Source organism: Sphingobacterium griseoflavum (assembly GCF_014653155.1).
Lineage (GTDB): Bacteria > Bacteroidota > Bacteroidia > Sphingobacteriales > Sphingobacteriaceae > Sphingobacterium > Sphingobacterium griseoflavum.
Genome location: NZ_BNAF01000013.1, coordinates 64558 through 91156 on the forward strand (window position 1 = coordinate 64558; position 26599 = coordinate 91156).

Here is a 26599-nt window from a genome sequence, read left to right on the forward strand (position 1 = left end):
TAACCTCTGCAAATGATGACATCGATACGCAAACGAACCAGAAATTCAGTCCTCTGTCTTTCCCTACTCTTTTCCTACCAAATGGCCACTGCACAAAATGAAGACCTGTATGCACATACCACGCCGATAGAACCAATCATCGTCCAATACGGGCATGATGTGCAGGCGATAAATTATTTCTATGGCCCCATGCCCAAAGGTTGGGGAAACCAATATGCAGCAGCGTCTCCCGAACAAATCCAGCGCTTACTAGCCCTTGATCAATCTTACCTCGACAAGCTCGAAGCTTTTCCTTACCAAAAATTGGAAACCGGTGGTCAGGTCGATTTTGTTTTGCTCAAGCGCAAGGTGAAGCAGGATATGGAAGAACTGCAGGGTAAAAAGCAGACGTATGAAAGGCTGGCAAAGTTCCTGCCTTTCGACAAGGCAATTTACGACTTGGAGAAATTGCGAAGAAGGGGTACGGTTATCGATGGCGAGGCGATCGCAAAGACGCTTGACCAAGCGGCTAAAAGTGTGGACAAGGCACAGGCAGAGCTAGGATCAGTGAAATCCTTACCGTATCAAGATGTCAATTTTTTAAAGGAGACGCTACATTCTTTGAAGCTACGCCTGTCTAGTGCTTACGACTTTTACAATGGCTACGATCCGATGTTCTCCTGGTGGGGTCCGGCGGCCTATAAAAAGTTGGTTGAAAAAATAGATGCCTACGTCGAGGTGTTAAGTGGCAAAAGTGACTGGAAAGTATTTGACGATGGCAGCATGATCGGCGGAACGCCAATTGGGCGTAAAGAATTAAACAAGCAGTTGAAAGATGAGATGATCGCCTATACGGCGGACGATCTACTTCGGCTAGCCGACCAAGAGTTTGCTTGGTGTGAGGCGGAACTGCTCAAGGCGTCGAAAGAAATGGGCTTTGGCAACGATTGGAAGGCGGCACAAGAGCAGGTGAAAAACTCCTATGTGCCGGTGGGCCATCAGCCCGAGCTAATCTTAAAATTGTATGATGACGCGCAACAGTTCATCCAAAAAAATGAGTTAATGGATATCCCTGCCCTGGCTGATGAAACTTGGGGGATGATTATGATGACCCCAGAGCGTCAGTTGGTGAATCCATTTTTCACCGGGGGGCGCGAAATCAGTATCTCCTATCCTACAGATGGGATGACGCAGGAGCAGAAGCTGATGAGCATGCGGGGCAACAATCCCTACTTTTCAAGAGGTACCGTACAGCATGAGCTTAACCCTGGCCACCATCTACAGTACTTTATGAACAGAAGGCATAAGCCTTATCGCGAACGGGCCTTCAATACGCCTTTTTGGACGGAAGGCTGGACCTTATACTGGGAACTACTGCTATACAGCAAGGGGTTTGCTCATACCCCAGAGGAACGTATAGGCATGCTTTTCTGGCGTATGCACCGTTGTGCACGTATCACCTTTAGTATCAAATTCCACTTGGGTGAATGGACACCCCAGCAATGTGTGGATTATCTAGTGGATAAGGTAGGTTTCGAAACCGCCAATGCACATGGTGAAGTGAAACGCTCATTCGAAGGTGGTTACAGTCCGCTATACCAATTGGCTTATTTGGTGGGTGGCCTGCAGTTGATGAGTATCAAAAATGAACTGGTTGATAGCGGTAAGATGTCTTACAAGCAGTTTCACGATCAAGTGATCAAAGAAAACTACATGCCCATGGAGATGCTGCGCGCCATCATGACCAAGCAAAAACTCTCCGCGGATCATGAAGCGGCCTGGAAATTTTATAAATTCAACAGATAGCATCCATGGCAGATACGAAGCATACGTTTCATAAATCAATGGGTCTGTTGGATGCGACCATGCTGGTCGCAGGCAGCATGATCGGATCGGGGATATTTATAGTGTCGGCTGATATCGCTCGGAATACCGGATCGGCAGGCTGGATGATGCTAATTTGGGTCATATGCGGATTTATGACACTGACGGCTGCCCTAACCTACGGGGAACTGAGTGCCATGTTCCCAAAAGCAGGCGGACAGTATGTGTATCTGCGAGAAGCATACAACCCGCTTGTCAGTTTTGTGTTTGGCTGGACCTTTTTTGCCGTCATCCAAACAGCGACAATCGCTGCCGTAGGGGTAGCCTTCGCCAAGTTTACCGCTTACCTGTTTCCCGTTTTGGATGAGGATGTGTACCTTCTTGTTTTGGGCGATTACCACATATCTTCGGCGCAATTGCTATCCATCACCGTCATTATTCTGTTGACGTTCATTAATTCCCGTGGGATCAATAGTGGAAAGACTGTTCAAACGACGTTGACCCTCGTCAAGATCATCAGTCTGCTCCTGCTCATTTTGTTCGGGTTTTTGGCGCTAAAGTATGAAATTTGGAAGATCAACTGGTTGGAGGCAGATATTTGGAACCTCCGACGCCTAAATTTTGATGGCTCCTTTGAAGATTACAGCACCTTTGGTGCGTTCGGTGCGATATCTGCCGCTTTGGTGGGGGCGCTGTTCAGTAGTGATTCCTGGCACTCGTCGTCATCAGTGGCCGGAGAGATTAAAAATCCGCAGCGTAACATCGGTCTAAGTTTAGCTTTGGGAACCACGATTGTGACCGTCATTTATATCCTGACCAACCTGATGTATACCGGGGTGCTGGATCTGCACCAAATGGTCAATGCGCCGAAAGATCGGGTGGCTATGAGTGCAGCGCAAGAGATTTTTGGACCAGTTGGAATAACCATAATCGCCGTGATGATCATGATCAGTACATTTGGTTGCAATAATGGCATCATTCTGTCGGGTGCACGGGTATATTATTCGATGGCGCAAGATGGATTGTTCTTTAAGAAAGTGGGGACACTAAATAAAAATGCGGTTCCGGCCTATGCGCTATGGATCCAATGTTTGGTGGCCTGCCTTTGGTGCCTGAGCGGTAAATATGGTGATCTTTTGGATATGATTACTTGTGTGGTCGTCGTATTTTATGTTTTAGCCGTGGCGGGTGTCATCCGCCTGCGTTATACACGCCCTGATTTGGAAAGACCCTATAAAGCGTTTGGCTACCCCGTGTTGCCTATTATCTATATCCTGATGGGCGCGGCTTTTATCGTGCTTATGTTGGTATATAAACCCAATTATACGGTGCCCGGCATCTTAATCGCATTGGCTGGTGTTCCGATTTTCTATTTCGTTAACAAGAAGCAAAAGAATCATGAACAATAAATATTTTCTACTCCTCGTTTTCCTTATCGGAACGGCCGGTATTTCTGTCGCACAGGGTACTGCCGACGATTATAAGCGTGCACAGGAGCTTCGAGGTAAAATCAGCAATAAACTCTACGACGTTCCTACGCAGATAAAATGGAACGACGCCGGAACATTGTTCTGGTATGAAAAAAATACCTCGACAGGCAAAGATTTCGTTTTGGTAGATCCCATAGCGAAAACGAAAACGCAACTTTTTGATCTTAAAGTTTTGACGGCTGCCTTGCAAACCGAAGTCGGTAAAACTGTGGACGAGCGGGCCCTTTCGACTGAACGCATGGCCCTAGTGGATAAAAACCAACTCGAGTTTGAGTATGATGGCTACAGTTGGACATGGAACAGAACGGAATCCACGCTCCAAAAAAAGGAAGAGGTGAAACGCGATCGTCGCGGAGGCTATTGGGGACAGCGCTATGACGATAGCAAAGCCGAGCCCATAGCATCACCGGATAAATCACAGATAGCCTACATCAAGAACAGCAATATCTATGTAGCCAAGAAAGCAGATCCAAAATCTGAAAGACAGCTTACTTTTGACGGGAGCACAGGCGAATACTACGCTGCCCACTTGCACTGGTCGCCTGATGGTAAGAAAATTGCAACGAGTAGAGTGCGGAAGGCGGAAATAAGGGTGTTGACCTTGTTGGAATCCTCGCCGTCTGATCAACTGCAACCCAAACTACAAACCCGTGATTATCCCAAGCCGGGTGATGCTTTATCGCAGTATTGTCCTGTTATATTCAATCTGGAAAAGGATACGCTATTTCAAACCGACAAGACGTTGATCGATAACCAGTTTTCGGTGAGTCGAATTCAGTGGCGCGAGGATAGTCGCGCGATTACTTTCGAGTTTAACAAACGCGGACACCAGCAATATGCTGTGGTTGAACTGGATGCTAAAGTCGGTAAGACGCGCTACGTAATCAATGAAACCAATAAAACTTTTATTGATTATAGTGGTAAGCGTTATCGTCAAGATGTGCAGGATGGGAAGGAAATTATTTGGACGTCCGAGCGTGACGGTTGGAATCATCTTTACCTGTATGACGGACAGACCGGACAGGTTAAAAAACAAATTACCAAAGGGGAATGGGTGGTGCGCCGTGTGGTTTCTGTCGATGAAAAAACGCGCGAAATCGTGCTGGAGGGCAGTGGCCGGGTGAAAGGGCAAGATCCCTATTTCATACAGTACTATAGCGTTGATTTCGATGGTAGAAATTTTAAGGAACTGACCGCCGAGAATGCGAATCACACGGCCTATTTTAACGTAGGAAACAACTATTTCGTCGATGTATTTTCGCGGATCGACCAAGCGCCAAAAGCCATTTTGCGCGACAAGGATGGAAAGGCAATCATGGAACTGGAAACGGCAGATGAAAAAGCGCTGCTCGCTGCCGGCTGGAAAGCACCTGAGGTGTTTACGTCCAAGGCGCGCGATGGAAAAACGGATATTTGGGGTATCATCATTCGTCCGACAAATTTCGATCCGCAAAAGAAATACCCTGTGATAGAATATATATACGCCGGGCCGCACAGCTCGTTCGTGCCGAAAACCTACATTCCAAACCCTAGCGGTATGCAGGAGCTCGCCGAACTTGGTTTCATCGTCGTGCAGATCGATGGTATGGGAACTTCCAACCGTTCCAAAGCATTTCAGGATGTCTGCTGGAAAAATCTGAAAGATGCCGGTTTTCCGGATCGTATCCTTTGGATGAAAGACGCTGCAAGAAAGTATCCCTATATGGATATCGAGCATGTGGGTATCTATGGTACCTCAGCAGGAGGGCAAAGTTCTACTGCTGCGGTATTGTTCCATCCCGAATTTTATAAAGTTGCCGTCTCTTCGTGTGGATGCCATGACAATCGTATGGATAAAATATGGTGGAACGAGCAATGGATGGGCTGGCCTATCGGACCCGAATATGCCGCGTCATCCAATATCGAGCATGCATCCAACTTGGAAGGTAAGCTGATGCTTATCGTAGGCGAGCTGGATGACAACGTCGATCCGTCTTCCACCTACCAGTTGACCGACGCGCTGATCAAAGCCAACAAGGATCACGAGCTGATCCTCGTGCCCGGCATGGGACATTCGTCCGGAGGCGATTATGGCGAGAAGAAGCGGAGAGATTTTTTTGTCAAACATCTGCTAGGGGCTAATCCGCCTGCATGGAATAACCCTGTCAAATAGTCGTCTTAAAGACTTCATGTTTAGGCTTAGTAAAAGAAAACAGGAAGCAATGGTTGCAATATAGCGCCGAGATATGCAATAGCTTCTTTGCCATAATGATCTAGTCAACCCTACATCATAACCCGAAGCCACCTCGCAATGTGCAGGTGGCTTTTTTGCTATAATAATACGTGTCAATCTAACAGCTAAAATCTGGTAATGAGTAGACAAAATCCGACTGAAATCTAGGCCTGCCATCCGCTAAATTTGGTTAACAGCGACGTAACTTGTCCGTTAGAAAAGCAGTTAGCCCTGGCGCGAACTACCCATGTAGGGTGGACGCGCCACACGACCGAAGTTCCAGAGGTGTTGCGTGTTAGCAAACCTATCTAAATCCAATTAGGCATATGCAGGAATATGTCCAAGAAGAATGCAGTTCGATTGATTTAATCCAAAATAACTATGAAAAATAGAATACAAAGCGTTGTTATGTGGTGTATGTTGGCCAGCATAATTTTGTCGGTGGCATGCAGTAAAAATTTGCTTTCGCCAACACAGGAAGAGCCTGTTGAAGAGGAGGTGGTCGATCCGGATTCGTTGGATATTTATAAGCCTACTGAATTTGCCAACATGGATTTTAATAACAGCGCAAGTACCTGGTCGAATAGCAGGAGCCGAGAATCTCAACATTTCATGGTGTACTGGGGTGCCGGCTATGGAACGCACGATCCAAATTCGGCGGATGTTCCCGAGGCATATCGGGTCGATATCGATGATCTGTTGGCCAAGGCCGAACAGTTTTATGCGATCAACATCGATCGCTTGAAATTTGCCGAACGTGGTGTGGGAAAGTCTAACCTGGACAAATACAAAATGATGATCTTTCTGCATTACACGACCGATTGGATGGCTTACGGTGGCGGATACGACGATGTCATTGGTGCACTTTGGATTAATCCAGCGACCTGTAAACCCGTTGGTTCGACAATTGCCCACGAAATAGGCCATAGTTTTCAATATCAGGTATTCGCTGATCTGAAAGGCGGACACGGCTTTCGATATGGTTTTGGCGGAAACGGCGGCAATGGCTTTTGGGAACAGACCGCGCAATGGCAAGCATTTCAATCCTACCCGGAGGAAGCCTTCTCTTCCCATAATTTTACGGTCTATACCGAAAACTATCATCGTCATATCCACCATGAGGGCCAACGGTATGCCAGTTATTTCATGCATTGGTATTGGGCAGATAAGCATGGCATCGATATAATAGGCCGCATTTGGCGCGGCGCATTGCAACCCGAAGACCCTATCCAAGCCTATATGCGTATTACCGGAATCAATGTCAACCAATTGAATAACGAGATTTATGAGGCTGCTTCCCATTTTGTAACGTGGGATTTAAATAGTATCCGGGAATTTGGTGAGGACTATGTCGGCAAGCATACCCATAAATTTACGAGGCAACCAAATGGAAGCTACCGTGTGGCATACGAACGCTGTCCTGGAACCACCGGCTATAATGTTATCCCCTTGGAATTGCCTGCTAGCGGTACGCAGGTTAGCGCAGCATTTAAAGGCTTACCAAATGCGACGGGTTTTAACACGGTAGATGCTAGCCGCGCAGGATGGCGTTACGGGTATGTAGCTTTATTGAGCAATGGTACGCGGGTGTATGGCGATATGGCACAAGGAACAGAAAATAACATTAACTTCACCATTCCTGCGAATTGCGAAAAGCTTTGGTTTGTCGTTACGGGCGCCCCCTCTATCTATCAACCACATGCTTGGGACGACGTGGAAAGCAACGATGAACAATGGCCATATGAAGTGAAATTCACCAATACTTCCATCGTAGGTTTTATTGATGTTGGTGCACAGCCGCAAGATATAACCTTCAACTATGACGTGAATTTTGCAGCTAGCGCTACCGAATATGCCGGGGCACAGGTAGCGGTGAATGCCACCCAGTTGGGGCAAGCTTTGGCAATACAGCCTACCGATGTGGCCGCGCTGTTGTCCAGTGGAACGTTAAAATTCTATGCCTTGGAGCCTAATGGAAATCTAAATGCTACGACAACAGCCAACGGCTATGGGCACTGGTTCAATGCGGCAGGCAACGTCACCACTTGGGGCAACAGTTCTGCTCTTTTCTCGGAATTTAATGCCAGCAATTTGACGTTTTCCATCGGACAGTATCCAGCGGTGTTAAGTCAAGGTAGCCAGTATACGATTAAGCAAGCTTTGGAATACACCTACGGCACAAACCAAAAAGCGCGGGCAACTTTTGTCTTCAAAGTGACTGTGCAGTAGCACGGTCTAATACATGCTGCATGGAGCCAAAATCTTGGGGGTGCCAAAGCAATCCCCAAGACTTATACCCTTGTTTATCAGCATGCTCTTCTTCCTCCGGTTGTTGCTTGGTCAATATCTGATTGCGCTTGGTTAAGATGTTCTAAGCAATCGCCGGGCTGATTGGTTAATTTAGCAGGTCAATACTACCTATATATGATTTTGCGATACATACTTTCCACTATCTATACCTGTTGCGCAAGCATCGCCGTATTTGCGCAAACGTCGGCATCCCACCTTTCGGCGAATGCGGGCAACCCCATTTTGCCCGGATATTTTGCAGATCCTACCATCAAGAAAATTGGTGATACCTACTATATGTATGCGACAACCGATGGCAATGGCGGTGGTTTTGGTCCATCGCAGGTGTGGGCTTCCAAAGATTTTGTGCATTGGGCCATACAGCCCATGAATTGGCCAAATACACATTGGTATTGGGCTCCAGATATGACCAGGGGTTATGATGGACGTTACTACTTGTATTACAGTCAGCCCGTAGAGCTTTTTGGCGCCGTTTCCGATACACCGGTTGGGCCTTGGACATCACTGGTGGAAGGTGATAAGGCCTTTGTGCCCAATTATATGATTCCCGGGGCGATCACATTGGACGGACAGACATTTACGGATGATGACGGCAAGATCTATATGTTTTGGGGAACATGGGGCATCTATCCCGATCATGGCTGTGCCGTCGGGCTGATGAACGCCGATATGAAGTCCTTCGAACGCATCGAGCTGATTCCGAACACAATCGCCAAAGATTACTTCGAAGCGCCCATCATGTTTAAGCGTTGTGGAATCTACTACCTCCTTTATTCTTCGGGGCATTGTGAAGACGATAGCTACAGGGTGCAGTATGTGAAAAGTAAAGCAGGGCCCTTTGGCCCCTACGAATATCCAGCAGGAAATCCCATTTTGGTAACCAACGGAGACGGTACTATTCACGGGCCTGGACACAACGGTATCTTGGAAGAAAACGGCAAGTACTATATCGTTTACCATCGACATAATAATCCGCATTCGGGCGGCGGCTTTCACCGGCAGGTAGCTGCCGATGAACTGTTCTTTGATGACAACGGCGACATTAAAAGCGTCGTGCCCACGCACCAGGGAATAGGGTTATTGGCGACCGACACACGTCCTGTGCAAGATATTGCATTTGGGAAATCGGTAACGGCTTCTTCGTCTTACAGCGACGATTTCCAGGCAGCCTATGCGGTGGACAACAACAATGGTACATTATGGCGGGCCAAAAATAATAGTGGATCGGCTTGGCTACAGGTTGATTTGGGTAAAGTAGAACCCGTCAAGACGGTCTTGTTGGAGATGGAGTATCCGACGTATGCCTACCAATACCGGATTGAGGTGTCTGACGACGGAAAAAAATGGACAACTTTCAGCGATAATAGCCAGAACAATAAATGGGCCAGCCCGATCATCGCAAAGGCCGATGCAAAGGGGCGTTTCGTACGGGTCACGATTGCTCATACGCAGCTGGCGGGTTTACCACGCGGCATCTGGAATGTCAAGGTGTATAGCAGCCAGCTGGCGGAAGAAACCATATGGTCGGATCCGCAAAACATGCCGCCAATTGTTGAAACGTCCGGATCGTCCTTGGTTTTGCTGCAGGCATCAAATTACCGGGAGGGGGACGAGCTTAACGCGATAACAAACAAGGGTACCATAGCAGGAGAATGGAAAGCATCGTCACCTATATGCGTTAAAAATTATCAGGGAAAGCCTGCCTTTTACTTCGATGGATCAAACAGTTTATCGAGCGAGTTTGCTGTGCCAGCATGTCTGGATGGCAATGCATCCTTTACGTTTAGTGCTTGGGTGAACAATCCACGTGTAGCACGTGTAGAACCCATACTGACTTGGTCTAGGCCCGGGCATGACCTGACCTTGGCTTCGGTAGGCTATGGCCATGATCCGGCGAGAGGAGCGGTTCAGCATGGTGGATGGGCAGATATGGCTTTTCCAGAGCCTCCCACCGAAAATGCTTGGCATCACCTTGTGGTGAGCTTTGACGGCTATATGGAACGGATGTATCTAGACGGCAAACTCGTGAAGGAACAAAACAAGATGTTGTTCGTTCGCCATGCCGATCGGTTCACGATTGGCGGATCTGGAGAAGAATTTTTTAGTGGTTACCTAGCCGATATACAGTTGTCAGAAGCAGCCTGGCCGGCGGATAAAGTTCGGCAAGTCTATCAAGAACAGGAAGCGGCGCACGGTATATTTGCGCTGGAAACGGCCGATGGGGCTTTGGGTCCGCTGGAAAGCCTAGCCGTTTTTGCACAGGGTGAATCGGCAGAAGCCCGTGCTTCGCTGGAAAATGGTCGCCTTGACGTGGTGCATGGTCGTGTAGGCCTGCTAAGCAAGTCGCTGAAGGTGCCTGGTCTCGGGAAGATGCTGCTCGAAAAAGCTTTCCTGCTAGAGTTAGATGTTTTTATGGATGGTTCTTGGAAACAGATACTTGGATGTAAATCAGGCGAGGGATTTTGTTTCTACGAAAATGGGAAGGAAAGGAAAGGTGTGCGTTTAGCGGACTATCTCGAGCTAATCGACGATGAGTTGGTGTTGGAGAAGGGAGCGGCGCTCCATGCTTTGCGCATCCATGCAGACACCGCAGGTCCGGATCGCGCAGGATCCATGTATGCCAGCTGGAGGCGAAAAAGCGATGGACGTTTTGTGAGCCAAACCATAAAAACAGATATACGTCCCTATCGGATCAACGCCGATCACGTGTTTGCGGAAGTGAAGCCACTGAACAGGCTCGTCAGTTATGCATTCCATTATGGCGGACAAAGTTCTGGATGGCAACAGCAGCCTTTTTATCTTTTCCGAAAAGTAGACGGTAATGGTCTGATCGAAGTCAAGGTAAAAGATATCTATGGGAATGTTGGGAAGACCATCCAAGTAAAGCCCTCTTCCGTTGCAGCACGGGATATCTTGCAGGGCAAAACAAAGCCTATCGGAAATACGGACAATACGTTTGCCTTTTGGGATGGTCTCGCACAGCCCGTGGATCACGATAGCACCGCTTGCATGATTTCCGAAAAGGATGCTGTGTGGCGTTTGGCATCAAAGGACACGAAATGGGGCCTGAAGGGATGGAATGGTCCTTTTTTATATAAAGAGCTAACGGGCGACTTTACGGTAGAGGTACAGCTTGCTGATGTCGCGGGCCTTTCCAGTAGTACACGTACATCCAGTGAAGCCGGACTGATGATACAAGATGCTGCCGATACAACTGCATACCTTAATAACACGATTTTGACGGGCTGGAATCTAGGTAATCTAGTACGTAATATGGGCGATCGCCGGTATCAGGAACTCCACACCGGAAGCGGAATAAACTTCGATCCGTTTTTGCAGATTCAAAAGGTCGGCGCTCGTTTTTATTTGCGTAGCTCCAAGGATGGCGAGCAATGGACGAATCTGCCCGGCAGCCCCTTCGTCAGGGAGGATCTGAGCGATACATCCCTTCGCGTAGGCATCTACCAAGTGGCCAACAACAATCAATTGGGGTTTGGTGTCTTCAAGGACGCCAAGATTTGGAAGTAACGTTTACCGAAGAGGCACTGAAGCAGATCGCCAAGAAAACGCTTGACAAGGTTAAAAAGGCATGTGTAGGGAAGATTGATCCGAATGATGATGTTTTTTAAAGAAATAAAGTATTAAATCAAACTTGATTTGCGGTAAACCGTGGTAGCGGCCAGCAGGAAGCTTTTATAATCTGCGGCACCGCTGTCGCTCTTTTTATCCATGAGTTCAACCAATAATTCGAAGGCCAATTTCGCCATTTCCTGTGTGGGCTGCTGAATGGTAGATAGGGCAGGAGCGAGATAATCGGCCAGGTTTGTGTTTGTGAATCCGATGACTGCAATATCTTCCGGTATGCGTATCGCCAAAGACCCCAATACACCCAAAATTTTAATGGAGAGGGTATCTGTTCCGCTCACAATGGCATCTGGTAGTAGGTTTTTATCTTTTAGCTCCCCTAGTCTAGTTTTCAGCTCTTCGTCAATGGCTTGGTTCGGATCCTGATAATCGACATAGATAATGTATTCTTCTAAAAATGCCACCCCATGATTGAGTAAGGCATTTTTATAGCCACGTATCCGGTCTTTGGTATTTCCGATATCTTTTCCACATAAAAAAGCGATCCGCTTACGGCCCTTTTTCAGCAGTGTTTCCGTTGCTTGGTAAGTTTCCATGCTGTTATGGATACCTATTTTATGTGTTTGCAACCCATGTTGTATGCGATCGAAGAGAATGATAGGGCAGCCGTTCAGGTGCATGTCTTCCAATAATGCGACATTCGAATTTTCATGTGCCGGTGAAATGATGATGCCGGCTACATTCTGCTGTCGAAGAAATAGCAATGCTTCTTTCTCCATGGCTTCTTGATTTTGGGTTTGAAACGGCACTAATGTATAATTCGATGGCAAGGCAACCCTATACAATTCGTCGATAAACTCCAAAAAGAAAGGACTGGAAAGAAAGGGGATCACGACACCGATTAGGTTGGTTTTACCCGTTTTTAAGTTTTTGGCGAAGGTGTTGGGCCTGTAGTTATGTTTTTTAGCATAAGCCAATACCCGGTCCTTCGTTGCGCGTTTTATTTCATGGCTGTCATTCAACGCGCGCGAAATTGTGGCAGGCGATAAATCTAAGGCTTTAGCTATTGATTTTATGGTGACTTCACTCATGGTTCAAACACTGTAAAGTGATAAATTTATCAAAATTAATTCGTATTCCATAAGCGCCGATCAAGAACGGTAATAATTAATGTTTTTTAAACGTTTATGTTGTTTATCGGTAGCCAGAAGACCGACATTAAACCGAATAGGTCGACTTCGTCGCGCGTACTACTTACAGATAGTATTAAACATACAGTTTCGCGGTATTGCCTTGGGATGATACGGATCCCACCGTTGGGATTGATGAGAATGGACAGGCTTATTTCCTGTATAGATGACCGCGGAAGGCATTCTGAAGTAAGCCGCATGGCGAGCTGCTCGCCAATGTTGGTCTAATTTTTGCAAAAAGACTGCTATGGGAAAAAGAATAATAACGATCATGATGTTGGCCTGTGCCATGCTATTTACGTTTTCATCGTGTTATACACATGGGCCGAGGCACGGACATGTTCCGCCTGGCCACGCAAAGAAAATACATAGAAGTAAATCGGCAAAGCGCTATGCACCCGGGCAACACAAAAAAAAGAAAGGCAAAAAAGGACGTTCGTCAAGCCGAAATGAAACGCTATTTCCGTCTAGACGGTAATACGGCTATTGTTAGGAAATTGCAGATGCGCCCCTTTGTTTATTTGGGGCGCATCTGCTGTATAAAAGTCTTTTAGTTCGCTAAGAATGGGGCGATTTTCGGTTTATTTTCATAGATTAGTTCTGTAAACACTAATGCGCATACTATGTTGAAAAAATATCTAGGATATGGCCTTGTGGCCGTTCTTTCTGCGGGTAGCTTTGCTGCCTGCAACGAGTCGTCGAAAGACACGAAGCAAGAAGAAGAAGTGCATAATCCGGCATCCCAGACCATTCCAGCAGAAGCGGAGGGTTTGCTTGGACGTTGGGATCTAACGGTCGACAAAGACGGAAAGAAAGCGCCATCGTGGTTGGAAATCAAGCTTTCGGGCTTTAATACGCTTGTTGGTTATTTCGTCGGAGATAGTGGGAGCAGCCGTCCGGTAGGACATATCAAATTGGAAGATGGCAAATTTTCATTTGCTATACCGCCGCAGTGGGAAGGTGGCAAGGGCGATTTTACCGTGCAGGGTGAATTGGCGGGGGATGGGCTGAAGGGTACGATCACGACCAACAAAGGCAACACATTTAATTACAGCGGTGTGAAGGCTCCGTACTTGAACCGTACCGGTGACGTACAATGGGGCGATCCTATTTCGTTATTTAACGGCAAGGATCTATCCGGATGGAAAACCTCTTCGGACGATAGCCAGTGGTCTGTCAAGGATGGCATTTTAATCAATGAAAAGGCGGGTGCAAACCTTATTACCGAGCAGAAGTTTGAAGATTTCAAACTGATTGCTGAATTCCGCTACGCAGAAGGGGGTAATTCTGGCATTTATTTGCGCGGCCGTTATGAAGTACAAATTGAGGACTCGCCGAAGGATCGGCACCCGGGATCGCTGTACTTTGGCGGGGTGTACGGTTTTCTATCGCCCAATGCGATGGTTGCTGCGGGGCCTAACGCGTGGAATCGATACGAAATCACCTTGCGTGGACGGCTAGTGACCATTGTTGCCAATGGCAAGACCATTATCAGCGAACAGGAGATTCCTGGCATAACCGGAGGCGCCTTGGATAGCAATGAAGGCGAACCTGGGCCAATCTATTTACAAGGAGACCATACCGGCGTAGAGTTTCGAGAGATTACCATCATCCCGGCAAAATAACACGGAAGATGTTAAACAATATGCGTTTAACATCTTTTTTTTGTTAGCGCGGTATCTAACGCCTGTTGTCGCAACATACCATCCGCGCCCGGTGGTTATCGCCTCTTTTGGGTGAATTGCAGCCTATCAGCTTAAGGGTATCCCTCGGCATAGGAAGCGCCGGATATTTGTGTTTTTCCTGTGCATAGGTTGACAGGCTGCCCCAATGGAATAACGGTATAGATAAAACCGGGTTTCCGTATAGCGTTTACCGCGTCAAAATTCCATACCGCATTAAAGCGGTGAAATTGTTTCGATTTATTGGCGGTTGGGCTATAGCCCGATAACCACCACCACGATATCCTCATTGTGGTAGGCAGGGTGGTAGCGCACGATTGCTCCACTATCCCGGTAATGTGCGAGTTCTTCGTACACGGCCTTACGCAAAATGCCTTTCCCTCTACCATGTATAAAGCGTATCTGCGGGTACGACCAATAGATCGCGGCATCTAAGCTCTCGCGTAGCCGTTCCAACGATTCTGCAAGCAGCTCATCTGCTTCGTAGCGATCAATATCTTGTAAAAAAGCATCTGCATGCAGATCCACCTCTTTCGGCGGTTTAGGTAACGCTCTAGCCATTTCCAAAAATAATACTTATGTTTAGCATGCCAAAAATTAGTGTACATGCTTACCTACACGGATGGCCGAATACGAAACATAATAGAGGAACCAAGTGGATATTCCACGCGGTTTCCAAAACATATCGATTAGAAATATGAATAAAATAGTTGCTGCGGTACTTTTTTTTGCGGGTAGTTGGCAAGCGGTTTATGCACAGCAAGACTCCGTCATGCTGGATCAAATCTACCGCGTATCGTTTGAAGAGGGCAAAGCCTACGACAACCTCCGGTACTTAACAAAACGGATCGGCCACCGCATTGCCGGATCGGCAAAAGCGGAAGAAGCGGTGGATTGGTCGAAATCGCTGATGGACAGCATGGCGTTCGACCGGGTCTATCTCCAAGAGGTGGATGTGCCTTTTTGGGACCGAGGTGCTCCGGAGGTCGCGTACCTCACCGATACGAAGGAGCCATTGCAGGTACTGGCATTAGGGGGATCAGTGGCTACGCCAAAAGAGGGTTTGAAGGCCGAGGTGCTCGAGGTAGAATTGCTGAGTGAACTGCGACAGCATGGCGATGCCGTACGTGGTAAGATCGTTTTCGTGAATAAGCCTTGGGATGAATCCATTGTGGAAACAGGGGTGGCGTATGGCCTGAACAGCAGTCAGCGGAGCCGTGGTCCGGCAGAAGCGGCCAAGCTCGGGGCGATAGCCTATCTTTTCCGCTCTCTGTCATCATCAGCCATAGATGATTATCCCCATACGGGAGGCACGCGCTATGTGGCCGGGATCGACAGCATCCCCGCAATTGCCATTTCGGCTGTCAGCGCGCAGAAGTTAAGTGCAGCATTGAAGAAAGGTGCCCATAGCCAAGTGTTTTTGCGGAACAGTTCCGCGTGGAAGGGTACCGTCAAAACGCATAACCTCATCGCCGAGTGGCAGGGTACGGAACATCCCGATAAAATTATTACCATTGGCGGACATATTGATTCCTGGGACGTAGGGGAGGGCGCACACGACAATGGTACGGGGACGATGGGTACACTGGACGCTATCCGCACGCTGATGGCACTTGGCTATAAGCCTAGACATACGATCCGTTTGGTGTTTTATATGAATGAAGAGAACGGCGTGCACGGTGCCGTGCAATACGGCGAGCGTGCCAAAGCGCGGTCGGAGAAGATGGTTGCTGCGATCGAGAGCGACGCGGGTGGCTTCGCCCCCCGGGGTTTTGATATCAAGGCCTCTGCAGCCGCCGTAGCATGGATACAGCAGCAATGGAAACCCCTATTCGAACACAAATTCTGGGTTTCACGTTTTTTACAGGGTAGTCCGGGTGTAGATTCGGGGGTTTGGGGCGAGTATTTTCCTCAAACGGTGATGTTCAACTTTCGGCCTGATCCGCATCGTTATTTCGATATCCACCACACCGCGAAAGATGTATTTGAGGCGGTCGATAGACGGGAACTGCAGTCGGGTGTTGCAGCCTTGGCGTCGTTGCTCTATTTGGTGGATCAACAGGTTGAACACATACAGCAATAGGAAGAACGGCGGGAATCGCTTAGCCACGCAGTTCTTACAGCAAAGGCGGAAAAGGCGACTGTCGGATATGCTCGAGTTTGATCTGGAACAAGGTAGCCATCTTGCCGCCCCTATTTTTGGCCTCCTCGGCAATGGCGCCCTGGAAGAGCTCATCAACGGTCTCCTTAAACAGCAATAGCCACCGATCAAAATGTGCCTTTTCGATCGGTAGCTGTGCATGTGGTGGAAAAGGACGCCCCGCGTACGTCTGTTCATCCAGCAAGATGGTTTGCCAAAAGCGGTACATCTTGGCAAGATGCTGCGGCCAGCGGTCTTCTACCTTCGCTTGAAATATCGGTCCCAGTTGATCGTCCTGTCGCACCTTGTCATAAAAGCGGTCTACGAGTAGCTGAATGTCCGCCAAGGTGCCAATATCAGTTTTATGCATACGTTCGCCTCGTTTTTTTTACAAAGTTAGGGATGCCTACCCATAAATATATGACAGGTGTCAAGAAGGTTGCACTTTCCTGTCAGGAAAGTGCAACCTTTTTTAATAGTCGTATTTTTCTACAGATTTGATCTGGTTTTCCCCTTCCGTGAATACCAAGGTCGGCTGATAGCTATCCGCTTCCTCTGGAGTCAGGTTGATAAATGATAAGATATGCACCGTGTCGCCAACCTTTGCGTGCAGGGCTGCGCCCCCGTTCATGCATACTTCACCACTGCCACATTTGCCGGGCAGGACATAGGTCATGATGCGGCTGCCGTTTACCGCATTGTTGATGTACACCTGTTCGTATTTTTTGATGCCGGCGGCGTCGAGTAAATCGGCATCAATGGTGATTGAGCCGTTGTATGCTACGTTTGCCTCGGTAACTTTTACCGTATGGATTTTTGCTTTTAAAAGGGTTACTTCCATTTGTTGTTATAATATGGCTTCATTCGCCTGTTTTAAATTCTGTGCTGTTTTTTCTTCCGCTATGGCGCGGAATAGATAAAGTTGATCGTTTTGGCTGATGCTATGCGCTTCGAAACTGAAATGATAAGTGAAAGCATAGTCTTCCAGCATGTCAAAATGCTGCAGACATTCCATGTGACGCGTGTAAAGCAATTGGCCATCGGCATCGTGCTTCGTCACTTCGTAAAGCGACCCGCTTACGTGCTGCAGGCTGAACCAGGCCCCTTCGCCAATACCACCCAGCCATTGTGCATGCGAGGCTACCGACCGGGGACGTTCGCTATACGCCACCAGTCCGGCGATGTCGTCTGCAGCAAGGCTCTTAGCACCTTGATGGGTGAAATTGTCTTTCAATAGATCAAATTGAAAGCGCATGGAGGCTGCTCTTCCCATCACCAATGTTTGTATGTTATGGTGTTGATGGATGTATACGCGGCCATTTTCTGCGGCGTTTACCACATTGCTCATCGGACTTGCTTTCAGGGATTCTGGATAAAGGATCTTTTTCCGCCTTTTATCCTTCTCGGGCATCGCTTCTGTTAGGATCTGCGCGACAAATCGCGAACAGCTGTTGTTGTTACGCGCAAAGGCACCGTAAAGTACCGGGCCGTTGGATACGAGCCGTTCGGCGTAAGCCTGTCCCCTTGAAAAGGAAAGCCCCTTGCTTATGGAAAAAAATGTCCTACCTCCGCCATGTGTAGCCTTTTCGTTGCCCGATAGCTCCTCGAAAATATCCGCTAGATTCTGTATATCGCCATCCTTGTTAAATTGTGCGCGTGTTTCAACGATCAGGCGCGGATCAAAATGAAAGGATCTGGGCCGCCCATAACCGCGTGGAACCAAATAACGACCGAAGTCAAAATATTGTATAGCGCCTGTGCGCCTTTCGATCAGTAGGATTGCTGCATGGCCGACACGGAAGTTGAGGTTTTTTACGATCCCCATCCGTTTTAAAAAGGCCATCCATTTTTCATCACCGCGCGCTGTTTTATCCGGCCATGCGATGGGTATGGCTATATCATGAAACGTGTGCGTCATAACGTACTGCTTGCTGTTTTGAAATCAAGGCTGTCCGCATATAGTTTGCTGACATAGCGGCTGCCATGGTCGGGAAAAAAAAGAAGCACGGTATGTGCCGGTCCGAGGGCCATCTCGTTATGGTAGGTGTGCAGGCAAGCCAGCAGAGCAGCACTGGAGAATCCGCTCGGTATGCCGGTTTCAGCAAGGTACCTCCGCGCCATCAACTTTGTCATCGACTGCTGCACCTGAAAGATGTGATCAATGGGTTGCGGATCAAACGATCCGGGTACAAAATTACGTCCAATGCCTTCTATGGCATCGAAAGGGCTTATTTCTTTTGGTGCTTTCCCGTATTGAAGATAATGTTGAAGGATAGATCCCTCTGGTTCAACACCCCAAATCCGGATGTCGGCCTTCTTTTCCTTCAAGAATCGGCCCACGCCCGAAATCGTGCCGCCCGTGCCCACGCCCGAGAGAAAGTGGGTGATCCTGCCTTGGGTTTGTTCCCAGATCTCAGGCCCGGTTGTTTTGTAGTGCGCACAGATATTCTGCGTATTATAATACTGATTGGTAAAATAGGCATTCGGGTGCGTGGCAGCGAAAGATTGTGCACGAAATTGCGTGGAATGGAAATCATGCAAGCCATTGGAGTTTTCGCAGATCTCGATTTCTGCGCCCGCTTGAATGAGTACCTTAATCTTTTCTTTTGAGCAGCTTTTCGATACAAAGATTTTCGATCTATAGCCAAGCTGTTTCGCAATCAGAGCAATGCCCAAACCTGTATTGCCACTGCTGGCTTCTACAAATGTTCCGCCAGGCTGTATCCGCGCTTGCTCGATGGCGTCCTGTATCATAAAATAGGCAGGCCTATCTTTGGCTGACATACCGGGATTGTAAAACTCTTCTTTGATAAAGATGTTTGTGCCATATCGCGCTGACAGGAAATCGCATTTTCGAATCGGCGTATTGCCTATTGATATTGTCGTCAAAATTTTTTTATATCTGTTTACAATAGCGTTTAGGTGAAGTATTTAGTTGCTATTTTCTAATTATAACGTGTGTTTCCAGCTTTTGTTTTACCGATGCTCTGTAAAAAAGTTGTCACGGGTAGAGGGCCCGTGACAACATATTGAGAAGAGATAATGTCATTTGTTATTTAGATTAAATAAAAATAACAAAACAAATATACGGTATTATGGAGATGACGTGTATCTAAATCGGGAATAAAGATGCAATAATCGGAAAAATATTGAATAAATGACTTTGTTAAACGCTATCTAGATTCCAAAAGACTAACAGGATGTAATGCCGTTGAAATCACGGCGGACATTCCCGGTTAAAAAATATATCGATCAAGCTATCAATCGTTTAAATAGTTTTTAGTTATGGTTGTTGCAAAGATATTTTTTGTGCCGTATATTTGTGCCACACAAAACAAAGGTGATACCTTTTCGGGGTGTAGCGTAGCCCGGTATCGCGCCACATTTGGGATGTGGAGGTCGTAGGTTCGAATCCTGCCACCCCGACAAAAAAAGCTCGACGGAAGTCGGGCTTTTTTTGTGGTTGGCAGATTCGAACCGTGGTTCGATCCATTGGAGCTTCAGGGTTTGTGTTGGGGGCTTGCGGGGCTGAAGCAATCCTGCCACCCCGACCAGAACAAAAAATGCTGCCATTTTTCATTCTGGTCTCTTTTTTATTGGTATTACAAGGCTTCCTACAAAAATTTCCATTAGTTAAAGAGTCACTTTATCAGTATGTTTGGGCCTATTTTGAGTTGAAAAGCAAGAATATAGAAATATTTTGAATGGCTTTGAACCATGTCTACGCTATTAAATATTTTCTTTCATCAACCGATCTTGATTTTGATAGAAATATAAATTTCGGCAAGTTTTAACAGGAAGGACAAAACCTTGTTGGCATTTTGAGTTGATATTTTATTCCCTCGTTTATCAGTTCAACTGAAGAAGATATGACGGCAAAAAATATGACGATTTACCATTTAAAAAAAACTGCACCTAACGTTGCCTACCCGGAAGTGACGGTTCGATGGTTACCTATAAATTTTGACACGTTGTTGCAGGTCGATTATTTTACACGCTCGCTAAGCCTTGTCCTTTCTCCTTAGTTATCTAGAAATTCGCTTCCACAGCGCTTTCATTATACAGGCCAAAAACTCCCTCCGCGCCAATAAGATTGGAATAGAGGGGGCGGACGGTCTGAAATACGGACTCGCCTAGATAACCCAGTTCATCTATTTCCTTTTTGAACCTAGCAAGTTCAGGAGACAGGAAAGCAAGCCTGATATTCACCGATTTCGCAAGGGCTATCGTTCCGTCCTCTTTGCTGATCGTTCTATCAAAGCGTTGATCGCCTTTTCTTTCTGGTATTGCATTTCCGTCCGTATATCTGAATGCCGAGGATAGATAATAAGCTGCAAGTCCAGCTTTTGTAGCCATGGCTCCCGCCTCGTCGAGCAAGAATGGGTAAAGTGCTGTCGCTCCGACACCTTCCTTTGCTGCACCTTGAGACCAAGACAAGGTATACCAAGACGGCATATTTGGATCCAAATTAATCGCTACTTCTCCCAACGCAGGTTTTTCCGGCAGATAGCAATTCTGGGAGAAGATACGTTCTCCCTTTTCCTCCATTAAGACCTCGATAGCGTAGACAGCTCCAAGCCTAGGGCTAAAATCTTTTGGAGGGATGTTAAAGTAACCGGAAGAATCTTGGATGTTGTTGAACTTTATGATGCGTTCACCATCCTCCAATAAAAACACGGAAAGCTGCGGCAATACCGGCACATCGCCTTTTTGTCCCTTTAAGGGCTTGCTCCAAGACACCGCTGCTTCCCCACCAGAAAGAGTTCCTATCGATGACAGCACAATCAATCGTGGTTTATATTTCGGAAACTCAAAAGGAATGTTCGTTTTATGGTCCGTACATCCAAAAAGTATCATTACTGCGACCACGGTAATCGATGTTGTTCTAGAAATTTTCAGTAATATCATGGCGCTGTATATATTATTTTAAAGTACAAGTCCGATATTAAAAGAGGGCATTATAGGGAACATCCCTGTGATTTCTAGCATGCCGGGGATATCCGAAGGCTGTGCAAAGAAGGGATTGACCCTATTATATGCGTTGTAAACAGCTATTCCAAACCATCTAGTATGCCTCCCTCTGGTCTTCCATCTTCTTTCTATATTGATATCCAGCCGATGGAAAGCAGGCAGGCGCATGTTGTTGAGGTCATCCATGATAGGAAAGCCTGATCTCCATTCTTCTATTTCAGTCGTACTTGTAGGCATCGTGAAAGGTCTTCCTGTTTTGTATGTCCAGCTTCCCGAAAGCATGTAGCCCTTTCCAAAATTGTACATCATCAAAAAGTTAATGCTGTTCCTAAAATCAAAATCCGAATTAAACCAATTTCCTTTATTTAGTGATCCAAAACTGGACTTCGAATTGGCGTAGGTGTAAGATAGTGAGCCATGCAGGTTTCCGGTAGTCTTCTGTAAGAGGAGCTCCATCCCATACGCCTGCATCTTTCCATTTCTATGGAGAAAATCACTATACCCTACCACATCTTTATTGAAATCTACAGAAGGCACATACTTAACGATCTCGGATTGATTTTTTTGTTGAAGAAATCGGGCATCAAGGAAATTGTCTGATTTGGTTGATAAAGAGGTGTTGAAGAGTTCGGAAACAAAGGGTGCAGAGTCATATTTCTATTTGTCCAACGAATAGCGCCAAAATAGCGCCAATAACGCCACGATAAAGCTAGAATGAAGCTAAGTGTTTTTCCCACGGTTCAATAGTGGCCTGCGAGAGCCGTCGCTATTGCCCTATTCAATTTCTAAAATAGTAGTTGGAACAAAGGTTGTTTCAAGATAACTCCTGCAACAGAAGAAAAAAAGATTTTAAACACTGATTGCCTAACATCTGATATTGTCGTCTATATGTCAAGTATTATGTTTCATTTACTTGACATGTATATGATATTCACTACCTTTGTAGAGCAATGGGAGCTACACAAAACATACAGAAACAAATCAGTAAGTTGGCCGACGGAACTACGTTTAAATACGAGCAATTGGATATTGAACCACAGGACTTTTCTGCGACAGCCAAAGCCATTGAACGACTGATTGCCAAAGGGGTTATCAAAAGAGTTTCAACAGGTGTGTTTTACAAGCCCAAGAAAACTGCTTTTGGTGAACTGAAACCCAACGAAGAAGAAATTTTAAAACCTTATCTATTTGAAAAAGGCAAACGTATTGCCTACATCACAGGAATTTCCCTATACAACCGTTTAGGTTTGACAACGCAAATTCCCAATAGCATAAAAATTGCAAGTCGGAATAAACGGATTACCGTTTCAAACGGCAACGTAAAAGCAAGCCCTGTAAAAAGTTATGTGGACGTAACCGATAAAAACTTTTATTTGTTGGAGTTATTGGACGCATTAAAGGATTTCAAAAAAATTCCTGACTTGGATAAAAGTTCTGTAATCAAAATACTTTTAACAAAACTGAAAGAACTCAATCCCACAGAAACAAAAATTTTGATAAAGTGCGGTTTGGCTTATCCACCACGAGTACGGAGTTTTCTCGGTGCATTATTGGAAAACATAAAAGCTGAAGGCGATTTAACTGCATTAAAAACGAGTTTAAACCCGCTTTCGGAATACGAATACGGGATTAACGAAAAACAATTAGCGACCGCAAAAAATTGGAATATGAAATGAAATTACACGAAAATAAAGAAATGTTTCAAGATGCCATTATTGCTACATCACAGCAATTAGGCATAAAGGAAATTTATATAGAAAAGGATTATTGGGTAACATTCGCTTTATTCCATATTTTCAAAAATGATATAGGCAAACAAACCGTTTTTAAAGGCGGAACAGCGTTATCAAAATGCTTTGAATTGGTACGGCGGTTTTCGGAAGATATTGATTTGGTCGTATTGAGAAATGAAAGCGAAACGGGTAATCAACTAAAAAGCAAAATTAAAAAAATTTCCAAGTGCGTTTCAAACGTACTTCCCGAAATGGACATTGATGGAATTACCAATAAAGTCGGAATGATACGCAAATCAGCACATAATTATCCACGAACTTTCACAGGACATTTCGGACAAGTGCGAGACATTATCATTGTTGAATCTACTTGGTTAGGAAATTTTGAACCATACACAACAGCAAATGTAAGTTCGTTCATTTACGAAATGATGTTGCAGAACAACCAACAAACACTCATTGACGAATACGAAATGAATCCGTTTGAAGTATTGGTATTGAACACCAAAAGAACGTTGTGCGAAAAAATTATGAGCTTGGTGCGTTTTTCTCAAACACAAGAACCCATTACAGATTTACGAAACAAAATCCGTCATACTTACGACATTCATTTGATGCTGAAAGATGAAAATCTGAAATCTTTCTTTCAATCAGACGAATTTGAAACAATGCTTTTGCGAGTAGCAAATGATGACATCACAAGTTTCAAAAACAACAACGAATGGTTAGCCAATCACCCAACGACAGCAATTATTTTTTCTGATACAACAGACACTTGGAATAAAATCAAAGATGCTTACACAAAAAGTCTCAGTGAATTGGTTTTTGGCGAACTTCCACCCGAAAAGGACATACTAAAAACTTTGACAACAGTAGCGGACAGATTGAAACCAATAGAATGGAACATAAAACCATAAGATTAAAGTCAGAATGAAGCCAAGTCGTTTTCCCTTCGTTCATTTGTGGATTGGGAAACCGCGCCGCTCTTGTCCGTGGCTGTTCTCGCTTTGGCTGTTTACGGGATTGGTTTGGCGACAAAATTCTATGAAAAAGAGGATTGCTGTTAGCGAGTGATTTTCGTATCTTTAAGATAATAAAGTACATGGACTGATTGGAAAAATTTCTGTTAAGAAATCTCAAAAGCCTACAATGTAGAATATAGTAAAGGAGACTTATTCGGTTACCTTTCTTGATAGTTTACTTGCTAATAGTAATACAATCAATGCATTAGAGGAGCTGTGTAAAATCCTGCCGCCCAGACACTATTTACGAAATGTGATGTCAAAAAGCCGCAAATCTCATTTTAATCTTTCTTAAAAACCACCAAATATCAATGTACTTTATAATTGATAAATTCTTAACATCATAGGATATGCTGTTGCGAAATTACGTCTAGCTGGCGTACGTCTTTTTTATATCGTTAAAGGATGATGCCTCCCGCCCTCACCCGTCAGCCGTAGGCGAATACACGATTTACCGAGGAAAGCACGGCAAGCTCGATTTCCTAGTGAAGTAAGGCATTTCACTAGTGAAGTAAGACGTTTCAGTAGTGAAGTGAGGCATTTCCCATATCTTTCAAAACTTTTCCATAATGAAGGAAGGCGATTCAGTAGTGAAGTGAGGCATTTCCCATATCTTTCAAAACTTTTCCATAATGAAGGAAGGCGATTCAGTAGTGAAGTGAGGCATTTCCCATATCTTTCAAAGCATTTCACTAGTGAAGTAAGACATTTCACTAGTGAACCAAAGTATTTCAGTAGTGAAGTGAGGCATTTTCCATAAGTTTCAAAGCGTTTCAATTGTGAATCAACTGTTTTCATTGTTTTGTTGGTAGACGCATCAATGTTCTTAGGGAGGGGCTAGACAAGCCCCACCTTTCCCATCAACAGGAACAGTTTATAGATTGTGATTAATAATTACTCGTCCCCCGGCAGATCGTGCAGGAAAGTCTTCTAAAGCCTCTGTTAGTTCATGTAGAGAGATTTCGGAAATGAGTTTATCCAAATTATGCGGTTTCCATTGCTCGGCTAGCAATTTCCAAACACGGGCTTTGCTATCAATGGGTGGCTCAACAGAGTCTATCCCTGACAGCTTAACACCACGAAGAATGAATGGAAATACACTGGTCGAGATTTCGGCGCTGCCCACATTTCCACAAGATGTTACAATCCCTCCATATTTTGCGGATTTTAGCATCGCCGAAAGAAGATCTCCACCAACCACATCTATTCCCGCATGATAGGTCGCCTTTGAGAGGGGTTTGCTATTGTGTAGTTCTATGAAGCTATTTGCGTCTTGGTATGCATGGGCGCCCAAGATATGCAATAAATATGCACGATCTGCGCGCCTCGACAACGATGTAACCCGAAAACCTAGCCCCGATAAAATAGAGACTGCTATACTGCCCACCCCACCGGTACAGCCATTTACAACAATTGATGCTTGAGCTGGCACATGGTTCACGATCTCGTTGATACATAATCCTGCAGTGAGTCCCGCCGTGCCGTAAGCTGCTGCCTCGCGCTGCGTCATATTCTCCGGCAGCTTTACTGCCCAGTGTGCAGGAACACTAATATATTGTCCAAATCCTCCCCAGGTATTCATCCCCAAGTCATACCCGGTAACAATAACCAGATCTCCCAATTCGAATAAATCGGAGCTTGATCGCACAACCTCCCCAACAGCATCTATTCCGGGAACATGGGGATAATTTTTTGTAATGCCTTTTGTTCCTTTTGCAGATAAGACATCCTTATAGTTAATAGAGGAATAGTTTACCTTTATGAGCAGGTCATTTTCCGGTATATCGGCTGTGTTCAAGTTGTCTACACCCACGATAAATTGGTCATGTACACGTTTTACCACAAGCGCTCTGTATCTTTCTTCCATAGTTTTTTTTATAAATTTGATCAATAAAATTAAAGGAAACAATAACTTACATTTTGTTCAGTACCTGTACTTAGGTTAAGTTCTGTTGAGTTTTAGCAGTTTAAAATTATGCAAGACATAGAGAATGTAGAAATTAGTTGCCCCTCAGACGCTTTTTTAAAGATAATCAAGGGGAAATGTAAATCCACAATCATTGTGATGATCAAAAAGGGTCGCAATCGTTTCAGTGAAATGAAGAAAACGTTGCCAACCATCAGTGAGCGTATGATTGCTAAACAGCTAAACGAGCTAGAAAGTGATGATATCATAACACGCAAGGTTATTGAAGCAATGCCGTTGCGGGTAGAATACTATTTGACAGATTATGGCGAGAGTATCTATCCAATTGTACATGATATGAGAAAATGGGGATATAAACATCTAGAAAAGTTAAAAACTGCTGGATGGTAATATTACAGATTGCTTCGCCCCCAGCTCATACCCCTTGCAGCGGTCTCAGGGATTTCCAGCTAGAACAGGCGTTTAAGAAGTTCGCTACGTCGACGATATAAACGAAAGCGTATGCAATACATATGTGCTAGAAGAACATTATAC

The 26599-nt window shown here is 45.6% G+C and carries 20 protein-coding genes and 1 tRNA gene; 11 read left to right on the forward strand and 10 right to left on the reverse strand.

Annotated features, from left to right (window positions below; genetic code table 11):
• Positions 1-12 precede the first annotated feature (12 nt).
• The 5 genes from IE165_RS15965 (at position 13) to IE165_RS15985 (ending at position 11343) form a co-directional block, all read left to right on the forward strand.
• Entirely contained in the window at positions 13-1785 is a 1773-nt protein-coding gene (locus IE165_RS15965; protein ID WP_229826597.1) for a DUF885 family protein, read from the forward strand.
• A 5-nt stretch (positions 1786-1790) separates the two neighbouring features.
• A complete protein-coding gene (locus IE165_RS15970) occupies positions 1791-3212 on the forward strand; it encodes an APC family permease (protein WP_189627647.1) in 1422 nt (473 codons plus the stop codon).
• Positions 3202-5445: a S9 family peptidase gene (locus IE165_RS15975; protein WP_189627648.1), complete on the forward strand. Its 2244-nt coding sequence runs from the start codon at positions 3202-3204 to the stop codon at positions 5443-5445. The genes IE165_RS15970 and IE165_RS15975 overlap by 11 nt, the downstream gene beginning before the upstream one ends.
• Before the next feature lie 441 nt (positions 5446-5886).
• The gene (locus IE165_RS15980; RefSeq protein WP_189627649.1) at positions 5887-7734 is read left to right on the forward strand and encodes a DUF4859 domain-containing protein; all 1848 of its coding nucleotides are present in this window, start codon (positions 5887-5889) and stop codon (positions 7732-7734) included.
• Positions 7735-7929: 195 nt separating this feature from the next.
• The gene (locus tag IE165_RS15985; RefSeq protein WP_189627650.1) at positions 7930-11343 is read left to right on the forward strand and encodes a family 43 glycosylhydrolase; all 3414 of its coding nucleotides are present in this window, start codon (positions 7930-7932) and stop codon (positions 11341-11343) included.
• Between the two features lie 113 nt (positions 11344-11456).
• Here IE165_RS15985 and IE165_RS15990 read toward each other — a convergent pair whose 3' ends face one another.
• On the reverse strand, positions 11457-12491 hold the full coding sequence (locus IE165_RS15990; RefSeq protein WP_189627651.1) for a LacI family DNA-binding transcriptional regulator: 1035 nt from the start codon (positions 12489-12491) through the stop codon (positions 11457-11459).
• Between the two features lie 722 nt (positions 12492-13213).
• On the opposite strand from IE165_RS15990, the gene IE165_RS15995 reads away from it, so the two are divergent.
• Positions 13214-14215: a 3-keto-disaccharide hydrolase gene (locus IE165_RS15995; protein WP_189627652.1), complete on the forward strand. Its 1002-nt coding sequence runs from the start codon at positions 13214-13216 to the stop codon at positions 14213-14215.
• 131 nt (positions 14216-14346) lie between these two features.
• On the opposite strand, the gene IE165_RS16000 is transcribed toward IE165_RS15995, so the two are convergent.
• Complete coding sequence (locus IE165_RS16000) at positions 14347-14562, reverse strand: hypothetical protein (RefSeq protein WP_189627653.1); 216 nt, start codon at positions 14560-14562, stop codon at positions 14347-14349.
• Entirely contained in the window at positions 14528-14833 is a 306-nt protein-coding gene (locus tag IE165_RS16005) for a Smr/MutS family protein (protein WP_189627654.1), read from the reverse strand. The genes IE165_RS16000 and IE165_RS16005 overlap by 35 nt, the downstream gene beginning before the upstream one ends.
• Before the next feature lie 136 nt (positions 14834-14969).
• Between IE165_RS16005 and IE165_RS16010 the strand changes: the two genes are divergently transcribed.
• Entirely contained in the window at positions 14970-16355 is a 1386-nt protein-coding gene (locus IE165_RS16010) for a M20/M25/M40 family metallo-hydrolase (RefSeq protein WP_189627655.1), read from the forward strand.
• A gap of 34 nt (positions 16356-16389) precedes the next feature.
• Here the strand turns inward: IE165_RS16010 and IE165_RS16015 are convergent, their stop codons facing one another.
• The 4 genes from IE165_RS16015 to IE165_RS16030 all read right to left on the reverse strand — a co-directional run bounded on the left by IE165_RS16015 (position 16390) and on the right by IE165_RS16030 (position 19301).
• Positions 16390-16782 carry a group III truncated hemoglobin gene (locus tag IE165_RS16015; RefSeq protein WP_189627656.1) on the reverse strand — a complete coding sequence of 131 codons (393 nt, stop codon included), beginning with the start codon at positions 16780-16782 and terminating at the stop codon, positions 16390-16392.
• A gap of 102 nt (positions 16783-16884) precedes the next feature.
• Complete coding sequence (gene panD / locus IE165_RS16020) at positions 16885-17253, reverse strand: aspartate 1-decarboxylase (RefSeq protein WP_189627657.1); 369 nt, start codon at positions 17251-17253, stop codon at positions 16885-16887.
• A gap of 6 nt (positions 17254-17259) precedes the next feature.
• Entirely contained in the window at positions 17260-18330 is a 1071-nt protein-coding gene (locus IE165_RS16025) for a DUF6695 family protein (protein WP_189627658.1), read from the reverse strand.
• A complete protein-coding gene (locus IE165_RS16030) occupies positions 18327-19301 on the reverse strand; it encodes a PLP-dependent cysteine synthase family protein (RefSeq protein ID WP_189627659.1) in 975 nt (324 codons plus the stop codon). Before IE165_RS16030 ends, IE165_RS16025 begins: the two co-directional genes overlap by 4 nt.
• Before the next feature lie 463 nt (positions 19302-19764).
• Here IE165_RS16030 and IE165_RS16035 point away from each other — a divergent pair.
• A tRNA-Pro gene (locus IE165_RS16035) sits at positions 19765-19838 on the forward strand.
• 603 nt (positions 19839-20441) lie between these two features.
• On the opposite strand, the gene IE165_RS16040 is transcribed toward IE165_RS16035, so the two are convergent.
• Positions 20442-21320: a DUF4249 domain-containing protein gene (locus tag IE165_RS16040; protein ID WP_189627660.1), complete on the reverse strand. Its 879-nt coding sequence runs from the start codon at positions 21318-21320 to the stop codon at positions 20442-20444.
• Between the two features lie 18 nt (positions 21321-21338).
• On the reverse strand, positions 21339-21920 hold the full coding sequence (locus IE165_RS16045; RefSeq protein WP_189627661.1) for a hypothetical protein: 582 nt from the start codon (positions 21918-21920) through the stop codon (positions 21339-21341).
• A gap of 413 nt (positions 21921-22333) precedes the next feature.
• Here IE165_RS16045 and IE165_RS16050 point away from each other — a divergent pair, with 413 nt between their 5' ends.
• Both IE165_RS16050 and IE165_RS16055 read left to right on the forward strand, forming a co-directional pair.
• Complete coding sequence (locus IE165_RS16050) at positions 22334-23059, forward strand: DUF6088 family protein (protein ID WP_189627662.1); 726 nt, start codon at positions 22334-22336, stop codon at positions 23057-23059.
• Entirely contained in the window at positions 23056-24033 is a 978-nt protein-coding gene (locus tag IE165_RS16055) for a nucleotidyl transferase AbiEii/AbiGii toxin family protein (protein ID WP_189627663.1), read from the forward strand. Before IE165_RS16050 ends, IE165_RS16055 begins: the two co-directional genes overlap by 4 nt.
• A gap of 979 nt (positions 24034-25012) precedes the next feature.
• Here IE165_RS16055 and IE165_RS16060 read toward each other — a convergent pair.
• On the reverse strand, positions 25013-26005 hold the full coding sequence (locus IE165_RS16060) for a YhdH/YhfP family quinone oxidoreductase (protein WP_189627664.1): 993 nt from the start codon (positions 26003-26005) through the stop codon (positions 25013-25015).
• 108 nt (positions 26006-26113) lie between these two features.
• Between IE165_RS16060 and IE165_RS16065 the strand changes: the two genes are divergently transcribed.
• Positions 26114-26455: a winged helix-turn-helix transcriptional regulator gene (locus tag IE165_RS16065; protein WP_189627665.1), complete on the forward strand. Its 342-nt coding sequence runs from the start codon at positions 26114-26116 to the stop codon at positions 26453-26455.
• Positions 26456-26599 lie beyond the last annotated feature (144 nt).

Bases quoted from the DNA above. Each gene is read 5' to 3' on its own strand.
- IE165_RS15980 (WP_189627649.1), top strand. From the start codon at position 5,887: ATGAAAAATAGAATACAAAGCGTTGTTATGTGGTGTATGTTGGCCAGC.
- IE165_RS16015 (WP_189627656.1), bottom strand. From the start codon at position 16,782: ATGCATAAAACTGATATTGGCACCTTGGCGGACATTCAGCTACTCGTA.
- IE165_RS15965 (WP_229826597.1), top strand. From the start codon at position 13: ATGATGACATCGATACGCAAACGAACCAGAAATTCAGTCCTCTGTCTT.
- IE165_RS15995 (WP_189627652.1), top strand. From the start codon at position 13,214: ATGTTGAAAAAATATCTAGGATATGGCCTTGTGGCCGTTCTTTCTGCG.
- IE165_RS16050 (WP_189627662.1), top strand. From the start codon at position 22,334: ATGGGAGCTACACAAAACATACAGAAACAAATCAGTAAGTTGGCCGAC.
- IE165_RS15985 (WP_189627650.1), top strand. From the start codon at position 7,930: ATGATTTTGCGATACATACTTTCCACTATCTATACCTGTTGCGCAAGC.
- panD (WP_189627657.1), bottom strand. From the start codon at position 17,253: ATGGAAGTAACCCTTTTAAAAGCAAAAATCCATACGGTAAAAGTTACC.
- IE165_RS15990 (WP_189627651.1), bottom strand. From the start codon at position 12,491: ATGAGTGAAGTCACCATAAAATCAATAGCTAAAGCCTTAGATTTATCG.
- IE165_RS15970 (WP_189627647.1), top strand. From the start codon at position 1,791: ATGGCAGATACGAAGCATACGTTTCATAAATCAATGGGTCTGTTGGAT.
- IE165_RS16005 (WP_189627654.1), bottom strand. From the start codon at position 14,833: ATGGCTAGAGCGTTACCTAAACCGCCGAAAGAGGTGGATCTGCATGCA.
- IE165_RS16055 (WP_189627663.1), top strand. From the start codon at position 23,056: ATGAAATTACACGAAAATAAAGAAATGTTTCAAGATGCCATTATTGCT.
- IE165_RS16060 (WP_189627664.1), bottom strand. From the start codon at position 26,005: ATGGAAGAAAGATACAGAGCGCTTGTGGTAAAACGTGTACATGACCAA.
- IE165_RS16065 (WP_189627665.1), top strand. From the start codon at position 26,114: ATGCAAGACATAGAGAATGTAGAAATTAGTTGCCCCTCAGACGCTTTT.
- IE165_RS16010 (WP_189627655.1), top strand. From the start codon at position 14,970: ATGAATAAAATAGTTGCTGCGGTACTTTTTTTTGCGGGTAGTTGGCAA.
- IE165_RS16000 (WP_189627653.1), bottom strand. From the start codon at position 14,562: ATGAGGATATCGTGGTGGTGGTTATCGGGCTATAGCCCAACCGCCAAT.
- IE165_RS15975 (WP_189627648.1), top strand. From the start codon at position 3,202: ATGAACAATAAATATTTTCTACTCCTCGTTTTCCTTATCGGAACGGCC.
- IE165_RS16040 (WP_189627660.1), bottom strand. From the start codon at position 21,320: ATGATATTACTGAAAATTTCTAGAACAACATCGATTACCGTGGTCGCA.
- IE165_RS16025 (WP_189627658.1), bottom strand. From the start codon at position 18,330: ATGACGCACACGTTTCATGATATAGCCATACCCATCGCATGGCCGGAT.